Source organism: Falsiroseomonas sp. RANM36 (assembly GCF_056682175.1).
Map to the genome: position 1 here is coordinate 742,822 of NZ_JBWXTD010000003.1, position 13,540 is coordinate 756,361.

Annotated in this window: 16 protein-coding genes; 2 read left to right on the forward strand and 14 right to left on the reverse strand. The window is 73.1% G+C overall.

Going from position 1 to position 13,540, the window contains the following annotated elements; genetic code table 11:
- Positions 1–276: 276 nt before the first annotated feature.
- The 5 genes from gpmI to rsfS form a co-directional block, all read right to left on the reverse strand.
- Positions 277–1,809: a 2,3-bisphosphoglycerate-independent phosphoglycerate mutase gene (gpmI, locus tag AC1MIR_RS08335; RefSeq protein WP_480027712.1), complete on the reverse strand. Its 1,533-nt coding sequence runs from the start codon at positions 1,807–1,809 to the stop codon at positions 277–279.
- 52 nt (positions 1,810–1,861) lie between these two features.
- Positions 1,862–2,725, reverse strand: a complete 864-nt coding sequence (locus AC1MIR_RS08340; protein WP_480027713.1) for an ion transporter — start codon at positions 2,723–2,725, stop codon at positions 1,862–1,864.
- A 137-nt stretch (positions 2,726–2,862) separates the two neighbouring features.
- Entirely contained in the window at positions 2,863–3,540 is a 678-nt protein-coding gene (locus AC1MIR_RS08345) for an NnrU family protein (protein ID WP_480027714.1), read from the reverse strand.
- Positions 3,541–3,613: 73 nt separating this feature from the next.
- Positions 3,614–4,123 carry a 23S rRNA (pseudouridine(1915)-N(3))-methyltransferase RlmH gene (locus AC1MIR_RS08350; protein WP_480027715.1) on the reverse strand — a complete coding sequence of 170 codons (510 nt, stop codon included), beginning with the start codon at positions 4,121–4,123 and terminating at the stop codon, positions 3,614–3,616.
- Positions 4,077–4,619, reverse strand: coding sequence for a ribosome silencing factor (gene rsfS / locus AC1MIR_RS08355; protein ID WP_480027716.1), 543 nt, complete (start codon positions 4,617–4,619; stop codon positions 4,077–4,079). Before rsfS ends, AC1MIR_RS08350 begins: the two co-directional genes overlap by 47 nt.
- Position 4,620: 1 nt before the next feature.
- Between rsfS and AC1MIR_RS08360 the strand changes: the two genes are divergently transcribed.
- On the forward strand, positions 4,621–4,884 hold the full coding sequence (locus AC1MIR_RS08360) for a hypothetical protein (protein ID WP_480027717.1): 264 nt from the start codon (positions 4,621–4,623) through the stop codon (positions 4,882–4,884).
- On the opposite strand, the gene AC1MIR_RS08365 is transcribed toward AC1MIR_RS08360, so the two are convergent.
- From AC1MIR_RS08365 to AC1MIR_RS08380, 4 genes are read right to left on the reverse strand one after another with little or no spacing between them, the layout of a single operon-like run.
- Positions 4,877–5,581, reverse strand: coding sequence for a nicotinate-nucleotide adenylyltransferase (locus AC1MIR_RS08365; protein ID WP_480027718.1), 705 nt, complete (start codon positions 5,579–5,581; stop codon positions 4,877–4,879). The genes AC1MIR_RS08360 and AC1MIR_RS08365 overlap by 8 nt on opposite strands.
- Positions 5,582–5,617: 36 nt before the next feature.
- Positions 5,618–6,481, reverse strand: coding sequence for a 2-keto-4-pentenoate hydratase (locus AC1MIR_RS08370; RefSeq protein ID WP_480027719.1), 864 nt, complete (start codon positions 6,479–6,481; stop codon positions 5,618–5,620).
- 57 nt (positions 6,482–6,538) lie between these two features.
- On the reverse strand, positions 6,539–6,838 hold the full coding sequence (locus tag AC1MIR_RS08375; RefSeq protein WP_480027720.1) for a DUF1330 domain-containing protein: 300 nt from the start codon (positions 6,836–6,838) through the stop codon (positions 6,539–6,541).
- Between the two features lie 24 nt (positions 6,839–6,862).
- A complete protein-coding gene (locus tag AC1MIR_RS08380; RefSeq protein ID WP_480027721.1) occupies positions 6,863–8,128 on the reverse strand; it encodes a glutamate-5-semialdehyde dehydrogenase in 1,266 nt (421 codons plus the stop codon).
- Positions 8,129–8,551: 423 nt separating this feature from the next.
- Between AC1MIR_RS08380 and AC1MIR_RS08385 the strand changes: the two genes are divergently transcribed.
- On the forward strand, positions 8,552–8,881 hold the full coding sequence (locus AC1MIR_RS08385) for a hypothetical protein (RefSeq protein WP_480027722.1): 330 nt from the start codon (positions 8,552–8,554) through the stop codon (positions 8,879–8,881).
- A 49-nt stretch (positions 8,882–8,930) separates the two neighbouring features.
- Here the strand turns inward: AC1MIR_RS08385 and AC1MIR_RS08390 are convergent, their stop codons facing one another.
- From AC1MIR_RS08390 to AC1MIR_RS08410, 5 genes are all read right to left on the reverse strand, one after another.
- Positions 8,931–10,433, reverse strand: a complete 1,503-nt coding sequence (locus tag AC1MIR_RS08390; protein ID WP_480027723.1) for an ABC transporter substrate-binding protein — start codon at positions 10,431–10,433, stop codon at positions 8,931–8,933.
- Between the two features lie 103 nt (positions 10,434–10,536).
- Positions 10,537–11,520 (reverse strand): Bug family tripartite tricarboxylate transporter substrate binding protein, encoded by a 984-nt coding sequence (locus AC1MIR_RS08395; RefSeq protein ID WP_480027724.1) that lies wholly within the window; start codon positions 11,518–11,520, stop codon positions 10,537–10,539.
- A gap of 84 nt (positions 11,521–11,604) precedes the next feature.
- Positions 11,605–12,717 (reverse strand): glutamate 5-kinase, encoded by a 1,113-nt coding sequence (proB, locus tag AC1MIR_RS08400; RefSeq protein WP_480027725.1) that lies wholly within the window; start codon positions 12,715–12,717, stop codon positions 11,605–11,607.
- A gap of 70 nt (positions 12,718–12,787) precedes the next feature.
- Positions 12,788–13,078, reverse strand: a complete 291-nt coding sequence (locus tag AC1MIR_RS08405; protein ID WP_480027726.1) for a hypothetical protein — start codon at positions 13,076–13,078, stop codon at positions 12,788–12,790.
- A 1-nt stretch (position 13,079) separates the two neighbouring features.
- The gene (locus AC1MIR_RS08410) at positions 13,080–13,409 is read right to left on the reverse strand and encodes a YggT family protein (protein ID WP_480027727.1); all 330 of its coding nucleotides are present in this window, start codon (positions 13,407–13,409) and stop codon (positions 13,080–13,082) included.
- Between the last annotated feature and the right edge of the window lie 131 nt (positions 13,410–13,540).

A 13,540-nucleotide genomic window follows, 5' to 3' on the forward strand; every position in this document is an offset into this window, starting at 1 on the left:
GGGGGGGGCCCCCCCCCGCGGCGGGGGGGCCCGCGCCCCCCCGCCGCCGCTCTGCGGCGACCCGCTCCGCCTCGCGCACATCGCGGGCGGACTGCGCCAGGGCCGGCTCGGCCGCGAGGACCGGCAGCAGCAGCAGCATCGCCAGGCGGCGGATCATGCGGGCGCGACAGGACACGCGGCATTGTCCGCCCCGGGCGCGCCCCGCGGCAAGCGTCGTCGGGTGAGCGAGCGTTGCAGCCTGCGACACGGCGTGTCGCAGGGAACCGGGAAGCCGCTTCAGGCCGGGCGCAGCAGCGAACGGCCGGTCATCGCCGGCGGCTGCGGCAGGCCGAGCAGCGCCAGCAGGGTGGGCGCGATGTCGGCCAGGCGCCCATCGGCCAGCGCCATGCCGGCCGGAGGGTTGTGCAGCAGCACGGGGACCGGGTTGGTGGTGTGGGCGGTGTGCGGGCCGCCGGTGACCGGGTCCCGCATCAGCTCGGCATTGCCGTGGTCGGCGGTGACCAGCAGGCGGCCGCCCGCCGCCGCGATCGCCTCCGCGATGCGGGAGAGGCCGGCATCCACCGCCTCGCAGGCCTTGATGGCGGCGGGCAGGCTGCCGGTATGGCCCACCATGTCGGCATTGGCGAAGTTCAGCACGATCAGGTCGTATTTGCCCGATCCGATCGCCTGCACCGCCTTCTCCGTCAGCTCCGGCGCCGACATCTCGGGCTGCAGGTCGTAGGTCGCGACCTTGGGCGAGGGCACCATGATGCGGTCCTCGCCCGGATAGACCGCTTCCTCCCCGCCATTCAGGAAGTAGGTCACATGCGGATACTTTTCCGTCTCCGCCATGCGGAGCTGCGTCAGCCCGGCCTTGCTGACGACCTCGCCGAGGATGTCGGCCATGGACAGCGGCGGGAACAGCGTCAGCAGGAAGGGGTTCAGCGCCGCGCTGTATTCCGTCATGCCCGCGGCGGCGGAGAAGCGCACCGTCGGATCGGCGTCGAAGCCGTCGAAGGCGGGGTCGAGCAGGGCGGTCAGGATCTCGCGCACGCGGTCGGCGCGGAAATTGAAGCAGAGCAGCCCGTCGCCGTGATGCATGCCGTTGTAGTCGCCGATCGCCGCCGCCGGCACGAACTCGTCGAATTTTCCGGCCGCATGCGCGGCCGCGACGGCCTCCTGCGCGGTGGCGTGGCGGGCGCCTTTCGGGTTCACCATCACGTCATAGGCCTGCTTCACGCGCTCCCACCGCTTGTCGCGGTCCATCGCGAAATAGCGGCCGCAGACGGTCGCGACGCGGGCGCCGTCCGGCAGCTTCGATTCGAAATCGGCCAGGAATTGCGGCGCGGCCTGCGGCGCGGTGTCGCGGCCATCGGTCCAGGCATGCACCAGCACCTGCAGCCCGGCGGCGGTCGCGGCCTTCGCCAGCGCGATGGCGTGATCCTGGTGGCTGTGCACGCCGCCGGGCGAGAGCAGGCCGAGCAGATGCAGCCTGCCGCTGCCCGCCTTCACCTTCTCCACCAGCGTCCGGAAGGCCGGCAGCGTCCCGATGGACCCGTCCTCGGTGGCCGCGTCGATGCGCACCAGGTCCTGCATCACCACGCGGCCGGCGCCGATGTTCAGGTGCCCGACCTCGGAATTGCCCATCTGCCCCTCGGGCAGGCCGACATCGCGGCCCGAGGTGCGCAGGAAGGCATGCGGCTCCTTCGCCCAGAGCGCGTCGAAGCAGGGCGTTTCGGCCTGCTTCACCGCATTGTCCGCCGCCTCCTCCCGCCAGCCCCAGCCATCGAGGATGACCAGCATGACGGGGCGATGGGCGGGGCGTGGCATGGCGGTGTCCCTCGGCGTGCAGCGGCGCAGCTAGGACCTGCGCCGGCCAGGGTCAACCGGGCCGCGCGGCGCGCAGGTCCCGCACTTCCGCGCGCAGCGCGCGGATCTCCGCCAGCAGCGTCTGCGAATCGAGATGCGCTTCCGACCGCGCCGCCGCGGTCGCCGCCTGGGCCGAGGCGGCGGTCGGGATGTCGCGCTGCTCGCGCAGCGTCTGGATGCTGTCCACGATCACGCCGATGAACAGGTTGAGCACGACGAAGGTCGCGATCAGGATGAAGGGCACGAAGAACAGCCAGGCCAGCGGCTGGTGCTCCAGGATCGGGCGCACATTGGCCTCCGCCCAGCTTTCCAGCGTCATCATCTGGAACAGCGTGAACAGGCTCGCGCCCAGCGTGCCGAAGCGTTCCGGCGCGATCTCGCCGTAGAGCTTCGTCGCCATCACCGCGAAGACGTAGAAGATCAGCCCCATCAGCAGGACGATGCTGCCCATCCCGGGCAGCGCCTTCAGCATCGCCTCCACCACCAGGCGCATCGAGGGCACGGCGCTGACCAGCCGCAGCACCCGCAGCACGCGCAAGGCACGCAGCACCGAGAGCGGGCCCGAGCTCGGCATCCAGGCCAGCGCGACCACGACCAAGTCGAACAGGCCCCAGGGATCGCGGAAGAAGCGCCCGCGGAACGCATAGATCCGCAGAGCGAGCTCGGCCGTGAACAGCACCAGCAGGATGCCGTCCAGCGCTCCCAGCAGCCCGCCCCAGCCGGCCATGACCGTCTGCGAGGTCTCGAGCCCCAGCGTGACGGCGTTGAGCAGGATCAGCGCGATGATCGTCTTCTGGAAGACGGGCGACAGCACCAGCCGCGCGACGCGCGCGCGCGGATCATCGGCCTCGTCGGCCCGCGTGAGGACTTCCTGCATGGTTCCCGGCTTGTGAAGGAGCTTTGTTGCCGCAGGGAATGGCGCGGCGGCCGGGAGAGTTCAAGGGCAGGGCGTGGCGCCCTGTGCGGACCGATTCAGACCTTCGGGCCTTGCGGCCCTGCGGTCATCGGGCCGCATTACCCGCCCAGGATCAGCGCGGGCACGCCGAAGATGCCGCGGTGGAAATGCAGCATCGCCGCCCAGAGAACCAGGCCCACCACCGGCGGCATCCAGCCGATCTCCGACAGCACCAGCCGGTTCCGCCCGGACAGGATCGCGCCGAAGGGCAGGATCGAGGTCCTTTCGGCAAAGCTGCGCCAGGCCTCCGGGCTGCGCCGCGCGAGCTTGGCGTCGATCGAGGGCATGCCGGCCAGGGCGGTGACCAGGAAGGCGCCGAAGAACACCAGGCTCGCCGTGTCGCCATTGCCGAGGACATGCACGAAGCCCCAGATCGCGAAGGAGCACAGCATGGGGTGGCGCGTGACGCGCTGGATGCCGCGCGGCTCCTCGCCCAGGCCCTTGTTGCCGACCGCGGTCGGCTTGCGCTTGTGGCTGGCCATGAACAGCACGAAGGCCGGCAGCATCAGGAAGGCCAGGATCCAGCGCAGCCAGCCCGGCGCCGCCCAGAGGAGGGTCGTCTCCGCATTCCGCCAGGCCAGCACCAGCAGCAGGATCGAGACGGCGGAGGCGATGGAGAAGACCAGGGTGAACCGCCCCTCGCCCAGCCGCGCCACCACGGCATCCCGCAGGCGCGTGCCGGAGATGCCGATATGGATGAAGATCCAGAGGGCGGCGGCGAGGATCAGCAGCGTCACCGGGGCAGGCTCCGTGGTTGCGATGCGTGAGCCTGCCCCGACGGGGCGCCGCGCGGCAACGGGGCGATGCGGTTCAACCCGGCCGCCAGGCCCGGTGATAGGGGTGGTTCTGCCGGATCGCCTGCGCGCGGTAGAGCTGCTCGGCCAGCATCCCGCGGACCAGGAAATGCGGCCAGGTCATCGGGCCGAGCGAGATCCGGTGCTCCGCCCGCGCCAGCACCGCCGGATCCAGCCCCTCGGCCCCGCCGATCAGGAAGGCCGGCGGGCGGCCCGCGCCGGACCAGCGTTCCAGCAGCGCGGCGAAGGCCTCGCTGTCTGGCATCTGCCCGCCGAGGTCGAGCGCCACCGCGGTGCAGCCCTCCGGCAGGGCGGCGAGCAGCGCGGCGCCTTCGCGCCGGCGGACTTCCGCGGCGCTGCCACGGGCCTCGGGGATCTCGACCACCACCGGGGCGGGGCGCAGCCGGGCGGCGTAGTGATCGAACAGGGCGCGCTCCGGCCCGGGCTTGAGGCGCCCGACGGCCAGCAGCGTCGCGGGCCTATTCGTCGTCCTCCTCCGTCGCGGTCGAGCCGCCGGCGCCGTCATCGGGCAGCGGCGTGCGGTCCTGCGGCGCGGCGGCGGCGGGGCTGTCGGGGCCCCACATGCGTTCCAGCGCGTAGAGGCGGCGGGCCTCCGGCTTGAACAGGTGGACCACGAGGTCGCCGGCGTCGATCAGCACCCAGTCCGGGCTCGCCTGGGTGGCGTCGCGGCGGAGCTTCAGCCCCTCCTTCTCGAAGGCGTCCTCCAAGTGGCTCGCCATGGCCTGGATCTGCCGGTCGGCGAGGCCGGTGGCGATCACCAGGCGGTCGGCGTAGTCGGCGCGGCCGGTGACGTCGAGCACGACCACCTCCTCGGCCTTGTCGTCCTCCAGGCTCTTGCGGGCGGCCTCCACCAGGCGGTCGAGCAGCGCCGGCTGAATCTTCGGCTTGCGGGCGCGCGCGGCGCGGGCGGGGCGCGGCGCGGCCGCTTTCGCAGCGGTCTTCGCGGCCGGCTTGGCGGTGGCGCGCGGCTTGGCCGCGGTGGCCTTGGGCGCCGCCGGCACCTTGGCGCGCGGCCTCGCCGGCGCCTTGGCGGCCGCCGTCGCGGTCTTCTTCGCGGGCGACCCGGCCGGAGCCCTGGAGGCGGCGGGCTTCGCCTTCGCCGCCCTGGCCGGCGTCGCGGCCTTCGTCGCCGTGGTCTTCGGCTTCGGCTTGGCCGGGGCCGCCTTGGCGGGCGCGCGACGCGACGCGGGCTTGGGTGTGTCCGGACTTGCCTTTGGCGCGCGGGCTATCTCCGCCTCCTCTCGATTGGCCTTCGCCTTCACCTAGCAGCAGCAGCCGCCGCCTGCATCCGCGGCGATGGCGGCACGCGGCGCATTGCTGCCGGGCGTGGCACGAGCGCACGCCGCGGCGCCCGGGCGGCCGCCGCGCGGATGGCGGTGGCGGAGGCCGGATGCTCGGCGGCGGGCAAGAAGGCCCAAGGCGCATGAGAAGGGGGCGCATGGGTGGGCCGCGGGCCGGCCAGCAGCGCGCCGGGGCGGCGCCGGTGCCGCGCCAGCCGCTTCGCGGCCTTCGAGGCCAGCGCCTTGCGCGTCCAGCCGGGCCGCGGCAGCACGGCGATGGGCGTCCGCGCCGCGAGCCGCGTCCAGCCCTGCCAGCGCGGCAGCTGCGCCAGGTTGTCGGCGCCGATCACGAAGACGAAGCGGCTGCGCGGGAAGCGCCGGTGCAACGCCCGCAGCGTGTCCTCGGTGTAGCGGGTGCCGAGCGCGGCCTCGATGTCGGTGGCGACGATGCGCCGCCCATCGGCGATGGCCCGCGCGGAGGCAAGGCGCTCGGCCAGCGGTGCCATGCCCGCGCGCGGCTTCAGCGGGTTGCCCGGCGAGACCATCAGCCAGACCTCGTCCAGCCGCAGCGCCCGCCGCACCCGCTCCGCCACGTGGCGGTGGCCCGCATGCGCGGGGTTGAAGCTGCCGCCGAGCAGGCCGATGCGGCGCCGCCTGCGGTCGCCGCGTGGGTTCGGAACCACGTTACGCGGGCCGGGACCGGCATGCGGTCGAGCACATCAGCGGAAGCGCACCTCCACATGGACAGGCTGCGCCGCCAGCCCCTCATAGGTCACGCGGTAGCTGCGCCCCGCCTGGGGTTGCACCGGGGGGGAGAAGCCGCCGAGCGAGACATAGTCGCCCGCACGCAGCGTGCGCCCGCGGGAGCGAAGATCCGCCACCAGCCAGGCCAGCGCATTCATCGGCTGGCCCAGGATGGCGCGCCCCGGCGCGCGGCCGATCTCCCGCGTGTCGTCCGCCAGGATCACGGTCATCGCGGCGAGGCGGGCGGCGAAGTCCGGCGTCGCCTCGGCCGGGATCGGCGTGCCCAGCACCCCGAGCCGCGCGCCGACATTGATCGCGACGATCATCGGCGCGGTCCAGGGCGCATTCGGCGGATAGACCAGGTCGGCCAGCTCGATGAAGGGGATCACGCTCTCGACATGGCGCAGCAGCGCCACCGGGTCGTCGCCGGCGGTGTTCACGCCCTCGTCGCGGATGCGGACCAGCAGGTCGCTCTCGACGATCGGCAGGATGCCGAAATTCGCCGGCAGCTCGGCGCCCGAGCTTTCGCGGATGGTGCCGTGGAAGATGGCGCCGGCCACCGGATGGTTCACGCCGAAGCGGCCCTGGATGACCGGATTGGTCAGCCCGACCTTCCAGCCGACCTGGTCGCCGAAGGGCTGCGCGAGCACCGCCACGAACCGGTCCTGCGCGCAGAGCGCATCGGCCATGGAGAGATCGGGGTAGAGCGGCGGCGGGGGCGGCGCGCTGCGATCCAGGAAGGCGCGGGCGAAGCGCGCCACATCCGGCACCGAGGGGCAGGCCGCGAAGGCCATGCCCGGCAGCAGCGCGAGGCAGAGGGCAGCGAGGATGGGGCGCATGGGTCCTCCCGGTCAGGTCGGCCCCAGTCTAGCGCAGGGCGCGGCCGCGCTGAATCGTCATGCGGGCGGGGCGTAGCCCTCCACGAAGGCCACCTCGCTGCGCGCGCTGGCCAGGCGGAGTTCCAGCAGCGGGCGATAGTCGGCGCTCTCGTAGAAGCCCTGCAGCGCGGCCATGGTCGGGAATTCCAGGATCACCAGCCGCTTGAGGGGCAGGTTGCCCTCCACCGCCTGATGCGCGCCGCCGCGCACCAGGTAGCGACCGCCATGGGCTGCGATCACCGCCGGCACGGCGCTGCGGTAGCGCTCGAAGCCCGCTGGGTCGGTGACTTCGATATTGGCGATCAGATAGGCAGGCATGACGATGCGCCTCCTCGCGCGATCTCAGGGCCGGGTCTGGCCGGTGCCGAGCACCTGGTAGCGATAGGTGCAGAGCTGCTCGAGGCCCACCGGCCCGCGCGCATGCAGCCGCCCCGTGGCGATGCCGATCTCCGCGCCGAAGCCGAACTCGCCGCCGTCGCAGAACTGCGTGGAGGCGTTCCACATGCCGACCGCCGAGCCGAGCCGATCCAGGAAGCGCCGCGCCGCTTCCTCGTCCTGCGTGACGATCGCCTCGGTATGCTCGCTGCCGAAGCGGCGGATGTGATCCAGCGCCGCGTCCACGCCGTCCACCACCTTCACGGACAGGATCGCATCCAGCCACTCGGTGCGGAAATCCTCCTCGGTCGCAGCGGGCAGGTCCGGGCAGATCGCGCGCGCGCGGTCATCGGCGCGGAAGTCGCAGCCGAGCGCGCGCAGGTCCGCGACGATGGCGGGCAGCAGCGCGGGCGCGATCGCGGCGTCGATCAGCAGCGTCTCGGTCGCGCCGCAGACGCCGGTGCGGCGCATCTTCGCGTTGGCGATCAGGCTGCGCGCCATGGCGTGGTCGGCGGCGGCGTGGACATAGGTGTGGCAGAGGCCCTCGGCATGCGCGAGCACGGGCACGCGCGCCTCCTCCATCACGCGGGTGACGAGGCCCTTGCCGCCGCGCGGCACGATCAGATCGATCAGCCCCGCCGCGCGCAGCATCGCCGCGACGAAGCCGCGATCCGCCGTGGGCGCCACGCTGATCGCGGCTTCCGGCAGCCCGGCCTCGCGCAGGCCCTGCGCCATGCAGGCATGGATAGCGAGCGCGCTGCGCAGGCTCTCGCTGCCGCCGCGCAGGATCACCGCGCTGCCCGCCTTGAGGCAAAGCGCGCCGGCATCGGCCGTCACGTTCGGGCGGCTCTCGTAGATCATGCCGACGACGCCGATCGGCTGCGCGACGCGGCGCATCACCAGGCCGTTCGGGCGCGTCCATTCGGCCAGCACGCGGCCGACCGGATCGGGCAGCGCCGCGACCTCCTCGATGCCCTTCGCCATCGCCTCCACGCGCGCGGGCGTGAGCGCGAGGCGGTCGCGGAAGGCGGGCGAGAGGCCGGTCGCGGCGGCGAGGTCCTGCGCATTCGCCTCCAGCAGCTCCGCGCTGCGCGCGCGCAGCGCGGCGGCCGCGCCCAGCAGCGCCGCATCCTTCTGCGGTCGCGGCGCGACGGCGAGCGCATGCGCGGCTTCGCGCGCGTCGCGCGCGGCGGATTGCAGCAGGCGGGTGGCCTCGTCGGCGAGGGCGTTCATCGTCCGGGTCTCCTGGGCGCCATCCCTAGCCTGCGGCATTGGGCGAGGGAAGCGCCGCGGCAAGCCGGCCCGGCCATCGGGATCCCGAATGAGGCCGATGCGCGGAGGCGATTGGGCGCAGGACCCGGCGCGACACATCTGCCGCAGCGTCACGGCGGGCAGACCACCGCACCGCCAGCACGAAGGAGAACGAGATGAGCATCGCCTGCCGCGGCCTCGCGCGACGCTGACGCAATCGTCGCACGCGAAACCCGCGCAATGGGCCGCCGTCGCACGCGAGTTCGTTTGCGACATGCCGCTGAAACCTCGCCGCGCCAGATTGCCGCCCATCGGAACGCCGGCACTCGCCAAGCCGAACCGGCGCCGAAGCGGCCAAGCAAGGGCGCGGTCGCACAGAGAACAGACACCAACAGGAGACCTGTCATGAACGCCTATACCCGTTTCGCCGTCGCCGCCGCCTTCGCGGTGTCCTTCGGCACCGCCGCCGCCGCCGAGGAATGGACCGGCCCGCGCGTGGTCGGCACCGGCCAGAACGCCTCGGTGGTCTATGCCAGCCCGAGCCGGAACATCGTCGGCGGCGCGCTGACCCGCACGATCGGCTCCGGCGAGAGCGCCGAGGTCGTGGTGCTGGATGCGCAGCACGCCCAGCCGGGCCGCGTCGCCCGGGTGGTCGGCTCGGGCGAGAACATGAGCGTGGTCCATGAGGCGCCCGCGACGCAGGCGCTGATGGCCAAGGCCGGCGAGCGGGGCTGATCCATACGGCCCCGCAGGGGCGGCGGCGCAACCGCCGCCCCGCCGCGGCTCAGCGCGGCAGGCGCAGCCCGGCCAATCGGATGATGCCGTCCGGCCGCGGCTCGAAGCTCTGCAGGTCGGCGCGCATCGCCCAGAACCAGCGGTAGTGGTAGAGGATCATCAAGGGCCGCTCGGCCAGCCAGATCCGCGCCGCCTCGTGATACAGGCGCTGGCGCTCCGGCACGGCGGTCACCGACCGCGCCTGCGCCAGCAGCCTGTCGAGCGCCGGGTTCGAATACTTGCCGCGATTGAGGAAGCCGTCCGTCGCCAGCCAGAAGGCGATGTTGCCGTCCGGATCGGGACGGCCCGACCAGATGTTCATCGTCGCCTCGAAGTCGCCGCGCTGCGCCGCCGCGACCATGGTCGAGGCCTCCGTCACCTCCAGCTTGATGTCGAAGCCGCCTTCCGCCGCCATCGCCTGGATGATCTCGGCGATCTGCGCCTCCAGCGGCTGGTTCGGCACGCGGAAGGTGAAGCTCACGCGGTCATGGCCCGCGGCGCGCAGCAGCGCGCGCGCGCGCGCCGGGTCGCGTGCGGGCGGCGTGAGATCGGCGAAGTGGAAGGTGGTGCCGGGCGGCTCCGGCTGGTTGTTCGGCGTGAAGCGGCCCTCCAGCGCCACCTGGTTGATCACGGCGCGGTCGATCGAGAGCTCGAAGGCCTCGCGCACGCGCGGATCGGTGCCAAGCGGATTCTGCGCCGCCGGCCCGTGCCCCGTGTTGATCTGGATCGCCTGGTAGGCGATCGAGGCGCCGGCCACGAGGCGCAGCCGGCGGTCGCGCTCCACGGTCGGGATGTCGGTGGGCGAGACGCGCTCGATCAGGTCGAGCTGCCCGCCGCGCAGGTTCAGCAGGCGCACGTTGTTGTCGGTGAGCGGCAGGAAGACCAGCCGGTCGAAATGGATGTTGGCGGCGTTCCAGTGGCCCGCATGCTTCTCCATCTCGATGCGGTCCTGCGCGACGCGGCGCGTCAGGCGGAACGGACCGGAGCAGACGGGGTTCTCGCTCACGCGCTCGCCCATCGGCAGGACCGAGGGCGCGAGCATCATGCCCGCACGGTCCGACAGCACGGAGAGCAGCGGCGCGAAGGGCTCGCGCAGCACCAGGCGCACGGTGCGCGCATCCGGCGTCTCCACCGCGCTGACCTGCTGAAGCTCGCTTCGGCGGCGGCTTTCGCGGGCGGTGCGATAGCGATCGAGATTCGCCTTCACCGCCGCTGCATCCACCGGCGTGCCGTCCTGGAAGCGCGCGCCGTCGCGCAGCGTCAGCGTCAGCGCGCGGCCGTCCGGCGCCCATTCCCAGCGCGTCGCGAGCTCCGGCTGGAACTGCAGGTCGGGCCCGACATCCACCAGCTTGTCGCACATCGCCGCGAAGACGACGCGATCGACGAAGGCGCTGGACTGCGCGGGATCCAGCTGGTTCGGATCGGCGCCGATGCCGATGCGCAGCGTGGTCTGCGCCAGTGTCGGCGTGGCGAGCAGCGGAAGCATCGCAGCGGCGAGGCGAAGGGCACGCATGATCTGTCTCCCTGCGGCGGACAGGGCAGGCTGACCGATTCCGCCAGCAGGGACAACAGAGGTGCAGCCCGGCAGGATCGCTGGTCCTGCCGGGCGAGGGCGATCAGCCCTCGATGCGGATGCCGCTGTTGCGGATCGCCGGGCCCCACTTCTCGCGCTCGGCGACGAGCGCCTGCGCCATCTCCTGCCGCGTGGAAGGCAGCGCCTCGAGGCCGGCGCGCGCGAGCGTCTCGATCACGTTCGGGTCGTTCAGCGCCGTCACCGCCGCCTGGTTCAGCCGGTTCAGCGCCGCATCCGGCGTGCCGGCCGGCGCGACCAGGCCGTACCAGGACGGCACGTCGTAGCCGGGCAGGCCGCTTTCGGCGACGGTCGGCACATCCGGCAGCAGGCGGGACCGTTGTGCCGTCGGCACCGCGAGGGCGCGCACCCGGCCCTCCCGCACCTGCGGCAGCACCGAGGGCGCGGTGGGGAAGCCGAAGTCGAGCCGGCCGGAGACGAGATCCGTCACCACGAGGCCGCCGCCGCGATAGGCCACGCCGATGGTGTCGAGCCCGGCCATCTGGCTGAACAGCAGCCCGGCCAGCTGCGGCGCGCTGCCGATGCCGCTGTGACCCCAGGACAACTCGCCGGGCTTCGCCTTCGCCGCGGCGATCACATCCGCCGCGCTGCGCCAGGGCCGATCGGCCGGCGTGACCATGATGTTGAAGAGGTTCACCGCGGTCGAGATCGGCACCAGGTCCTTCGCCGGGTCCACCGGCAGGCGCATGATCATCGGGCTGATGACCAGCGCGCCCAGCGTGGCGAGCAGGATGGTGTGGCCATCCGCCGGGCTGCGCGCGACGATCTCGGAGGCGAGGTTCGAGCCGGCGCCGGGCCGGTTCTCGACCACCACGGGCTGGCCGAGCACCTCGCTCATCTTCGGAGCGATGGCGCGGGCCGAGATGTCGGTCGCGCCGCCGGGCACGAAGCCGACCACCAGGCGCACCGGGCGATCCGGGAAACCCGACTGCGCCAGCGCGGGGCTGGCCAGCGCGACGGCTGCGGTCCCGGCAAGCAGCCGGCGGCGGCTGAGGGTTGGCTGGAACATGCTGTTTCCTCCCTGTGCATGTCTCTCTTGGCGCGGCGTTATCCCATGAATCGCCCGTCCGACGAAGCGCCGCCCGGCAGGCGGTCAGAGCAGCACGAGGTCGTCGCGATGGATGATCTCGTCGCGCCCGCGCCAGCCCAGGATATCTTCCAGTTCCTCGCTGCGGTGGCCGGCGATGCGCTGGGCATCCGCGGAGTCATACCCCACCAGGCCGCGCGCCAGTTCGCGGCCCGCCTTGTCGCGCACGCTGACCGGATCGCCGCGCCGGAATTCGCCCGAAACGGCGCGCACACCGGCCGGCAGCAGCGACGATCCCCGTGCCAGCGCGTGCGCCGCGCCCGCATCCACCACCAGCGCGCCAAGCGGCGCGAGCGATCCCGCGATCCAGCGCTTGCGCGCCGACCGCCCGGCGGGCTCCGGCAGGAACCAGGTGCAGCGCGCGCCCTGCTCCATCGCCTGCAGCGGACGCTCCGCCTTGCCGAGCGCAATGGCCATCGCGCAGCCGGCGCCGGTCGCGATGCGCGCGGCGATCAGCTTGGTGCGCATGCCGCCCGAGGAATAGCCGGGCGGCGGCTCGCCCCCCATCGCCATGATCCGGTCCGTGACCTGCGGCACCACCGCCAGATGCTCGGCCGCCGGATCCCGGCGCGGATCGGCGGTGTAGAGGCCGTCGATGTCGGACAGCAGCACCAGCGCGTCGGCCTCCACCATCTCCGCCACGCGCGCGGCGAGGCGGTCGTTGTCGCCGAAGCGGATCTCGGTGGTGGCGACGGTATCGTTCTCGTTGATCACCGGCACGCAGCCCAGCGCCAGCAGCGTGCCGAGCGTGGCGCGCGCGTTCAGGTAGCGGCGGCGATCCTCGCTGTCCTCCAGCGTCAGCAGCAGTTGCGCGGCGTTCAGCCCGACGGCCGAAAGCGCCTGCGCCCAGGCGCCGGCCAGGCGGATCTGGCCGACGGCGGCGGCCGCCTGCTTCTCCTCCAGCCGCAGCTTGCGCCGCGTCAGGCCGAGGGCGCGGCGCGCCAGCGCGATGGCGCCGGAGGAGACGAGGATCACCTCCACGCCGCGGGCGCGCAGCGCCGCGACATCGGCCGCGACGCCGGCGAGCCAGGCCTCGCGCGGCGCGGCGGTGGCCTCGTCCACCACCAGGGCGGAGCCGATCTTCACCACCAGGCGGCGCGCGGCGCGAAGGTCGGGCATGTCGGAAGCGGCCGGGGGCATGGCGGCGGCGCTTAGCATGGGCCGCGGCGAAGCGGGAGGCTGCGGCGGATCAGGCCAGGCCGAGCAGCAGCAGCAGGGCCGCGCCGCCCAGCCAGAGCCACATCGCGCGCTCGAGCCCGAGGCCCAGCCGCTCCGCGATCGCGGCCGGCACGGCGGAGAGCAGCAGCGTCGCGGTCGCGACGATGAGGCTGGCGCCGTAGAAGACCAGTTCCGGCACAGGGGTGATCGCCTGCGGATACCAGAGCGGCCAAAGGCCGAAGACCACGCCGAGCATCGGGCTCATCAGCCCGTTCATCAGGCTGACGGCCAGGGTCAGCACAAAGAGGGTCTGCGGCGCCACCTCAGCCTCCCGCGCCGGCGGCAGGGGCGAAGCGCGGCGCCCAGCCGGCGACCCAGAGCGCGATACCGAGGCCCATGCGCAACGCGAAGATCCAGAAGGCAGCGACCAGCGGCAGGAAACCCGGGGCGACGTAGCTCGGCACCAGCAGCCGCGCGGCCGCCACCGCCCAGTCGGTGAGCCAGCGGAAGGCGCGCCAGATGTAGAGCGGGCTGTCCTGCGGCACCAGGAACTGCAGCATGAAGCGCCCGATCAGCGTCCAGCCGACCACGGCGAATCCATAGGTCACCGCCCAGAAGGGCAGGTGGCCGAGGATGAAATGCGGTTCCTCCATGCCGGCCGCATCGCATGGAAGGCCCTACAAGGAAAGGGGGGGGGGGCCCCCCGCCCCCCCCCCCCCCCGGCGGGGGGGGCGGGCCGGGCGGGGGGGCGGCGGGGGGGCGGGCCCCCCCCCCCCCCCCCCCC

What these genes read in the sequence shown, in the direction of transcription:
- gpmI (WP_480027712.1), bottom strand. Translation starts at nt 1,809, where the DNA reads ATGCCACGCCCCGCCCATCGCCCCGTCATGCTGGTCATCCTCGATGGC.
- AC1MIR_RS08340 (WP_480027713.1), bottom strand. Translation starts at nt 2,725, where the DNA reads ATGCAGGAAGTCCTCACGCGGGCCGACGAGGCCGATGATCCGCGCGCG.
- AC1MIR_RS08350 (WP_480027715.1), bottom strand. Translation starts at nt 4,123, where the DNA reads ATGACGGCGCCGGCGGCTCGACCGCGACGGAGGAGGACGACGAATAGG.
- AC1MIR_RS08370 (WP_480027719.1), bottom strand. Translation starts at nt 6,481, where the DNA reads ATGCGCCCCATCCTCGCTGCCCTCTGCCTCGCGCTGCTGCCGGGCATG.
- AC1MIR_RS08375 (WP_480027720.1), bottom strand. Translation starts at nt 6,838, where the DNA reads ATGCCTGCCTATCTGATCGCCAATATCGAAGTCACCGACCCAGCGGGC.
- AC1MIR_RS08380 (WP_480027721.1), bottom strand. Translation starts at nt 8,128, where the DNA reads ATGAACGCCCTCGCCGACGAGGCCACCCGCCTGCTGCAATCCGCCGCG.
- AC1MIR_RS08385 (WP_480027722.1), top strand. Translation starts at nt 8,552, where the DNA reads ATGAACGCCTATACCCGTTTCGCCGTCGCCGCCGCCTTCGCGGTGTCC.
- AC1MIR_RS08390 (WP_480027723.1), bottom strand. Translation starts at nt 10,433, where the DNA reads ATGCGTGCCCTTCGCCTCGCCGCTGCGATGCTTCCGCTGCTCGCCACG.
- AC1MIR_RS08395 (WP_480027724.1), bottom strand. Translation starts at nt 11,520, where the DNA reads ATGTTCCAGCCAACCCTCAGCCGCCGCCGGCTGCTTGCCGGGACCGCA.
- proB (WP_480027725.1), bottom strand. Translation starts at nt 12,717, where the DNA reads ATGCCCGACCTTCGCGCCGCGCGCCGCCTGGTGGTGAAGATCGGCTCC.
- AC1MIR_RS08410 (WP_480027727.1), bottom strand. Translation starts at nt 13,409, where the DNA reads ATGGAGGAACCGCATTTCATCCTCGGCCACCTGCCCTTCTGGGCGGTG.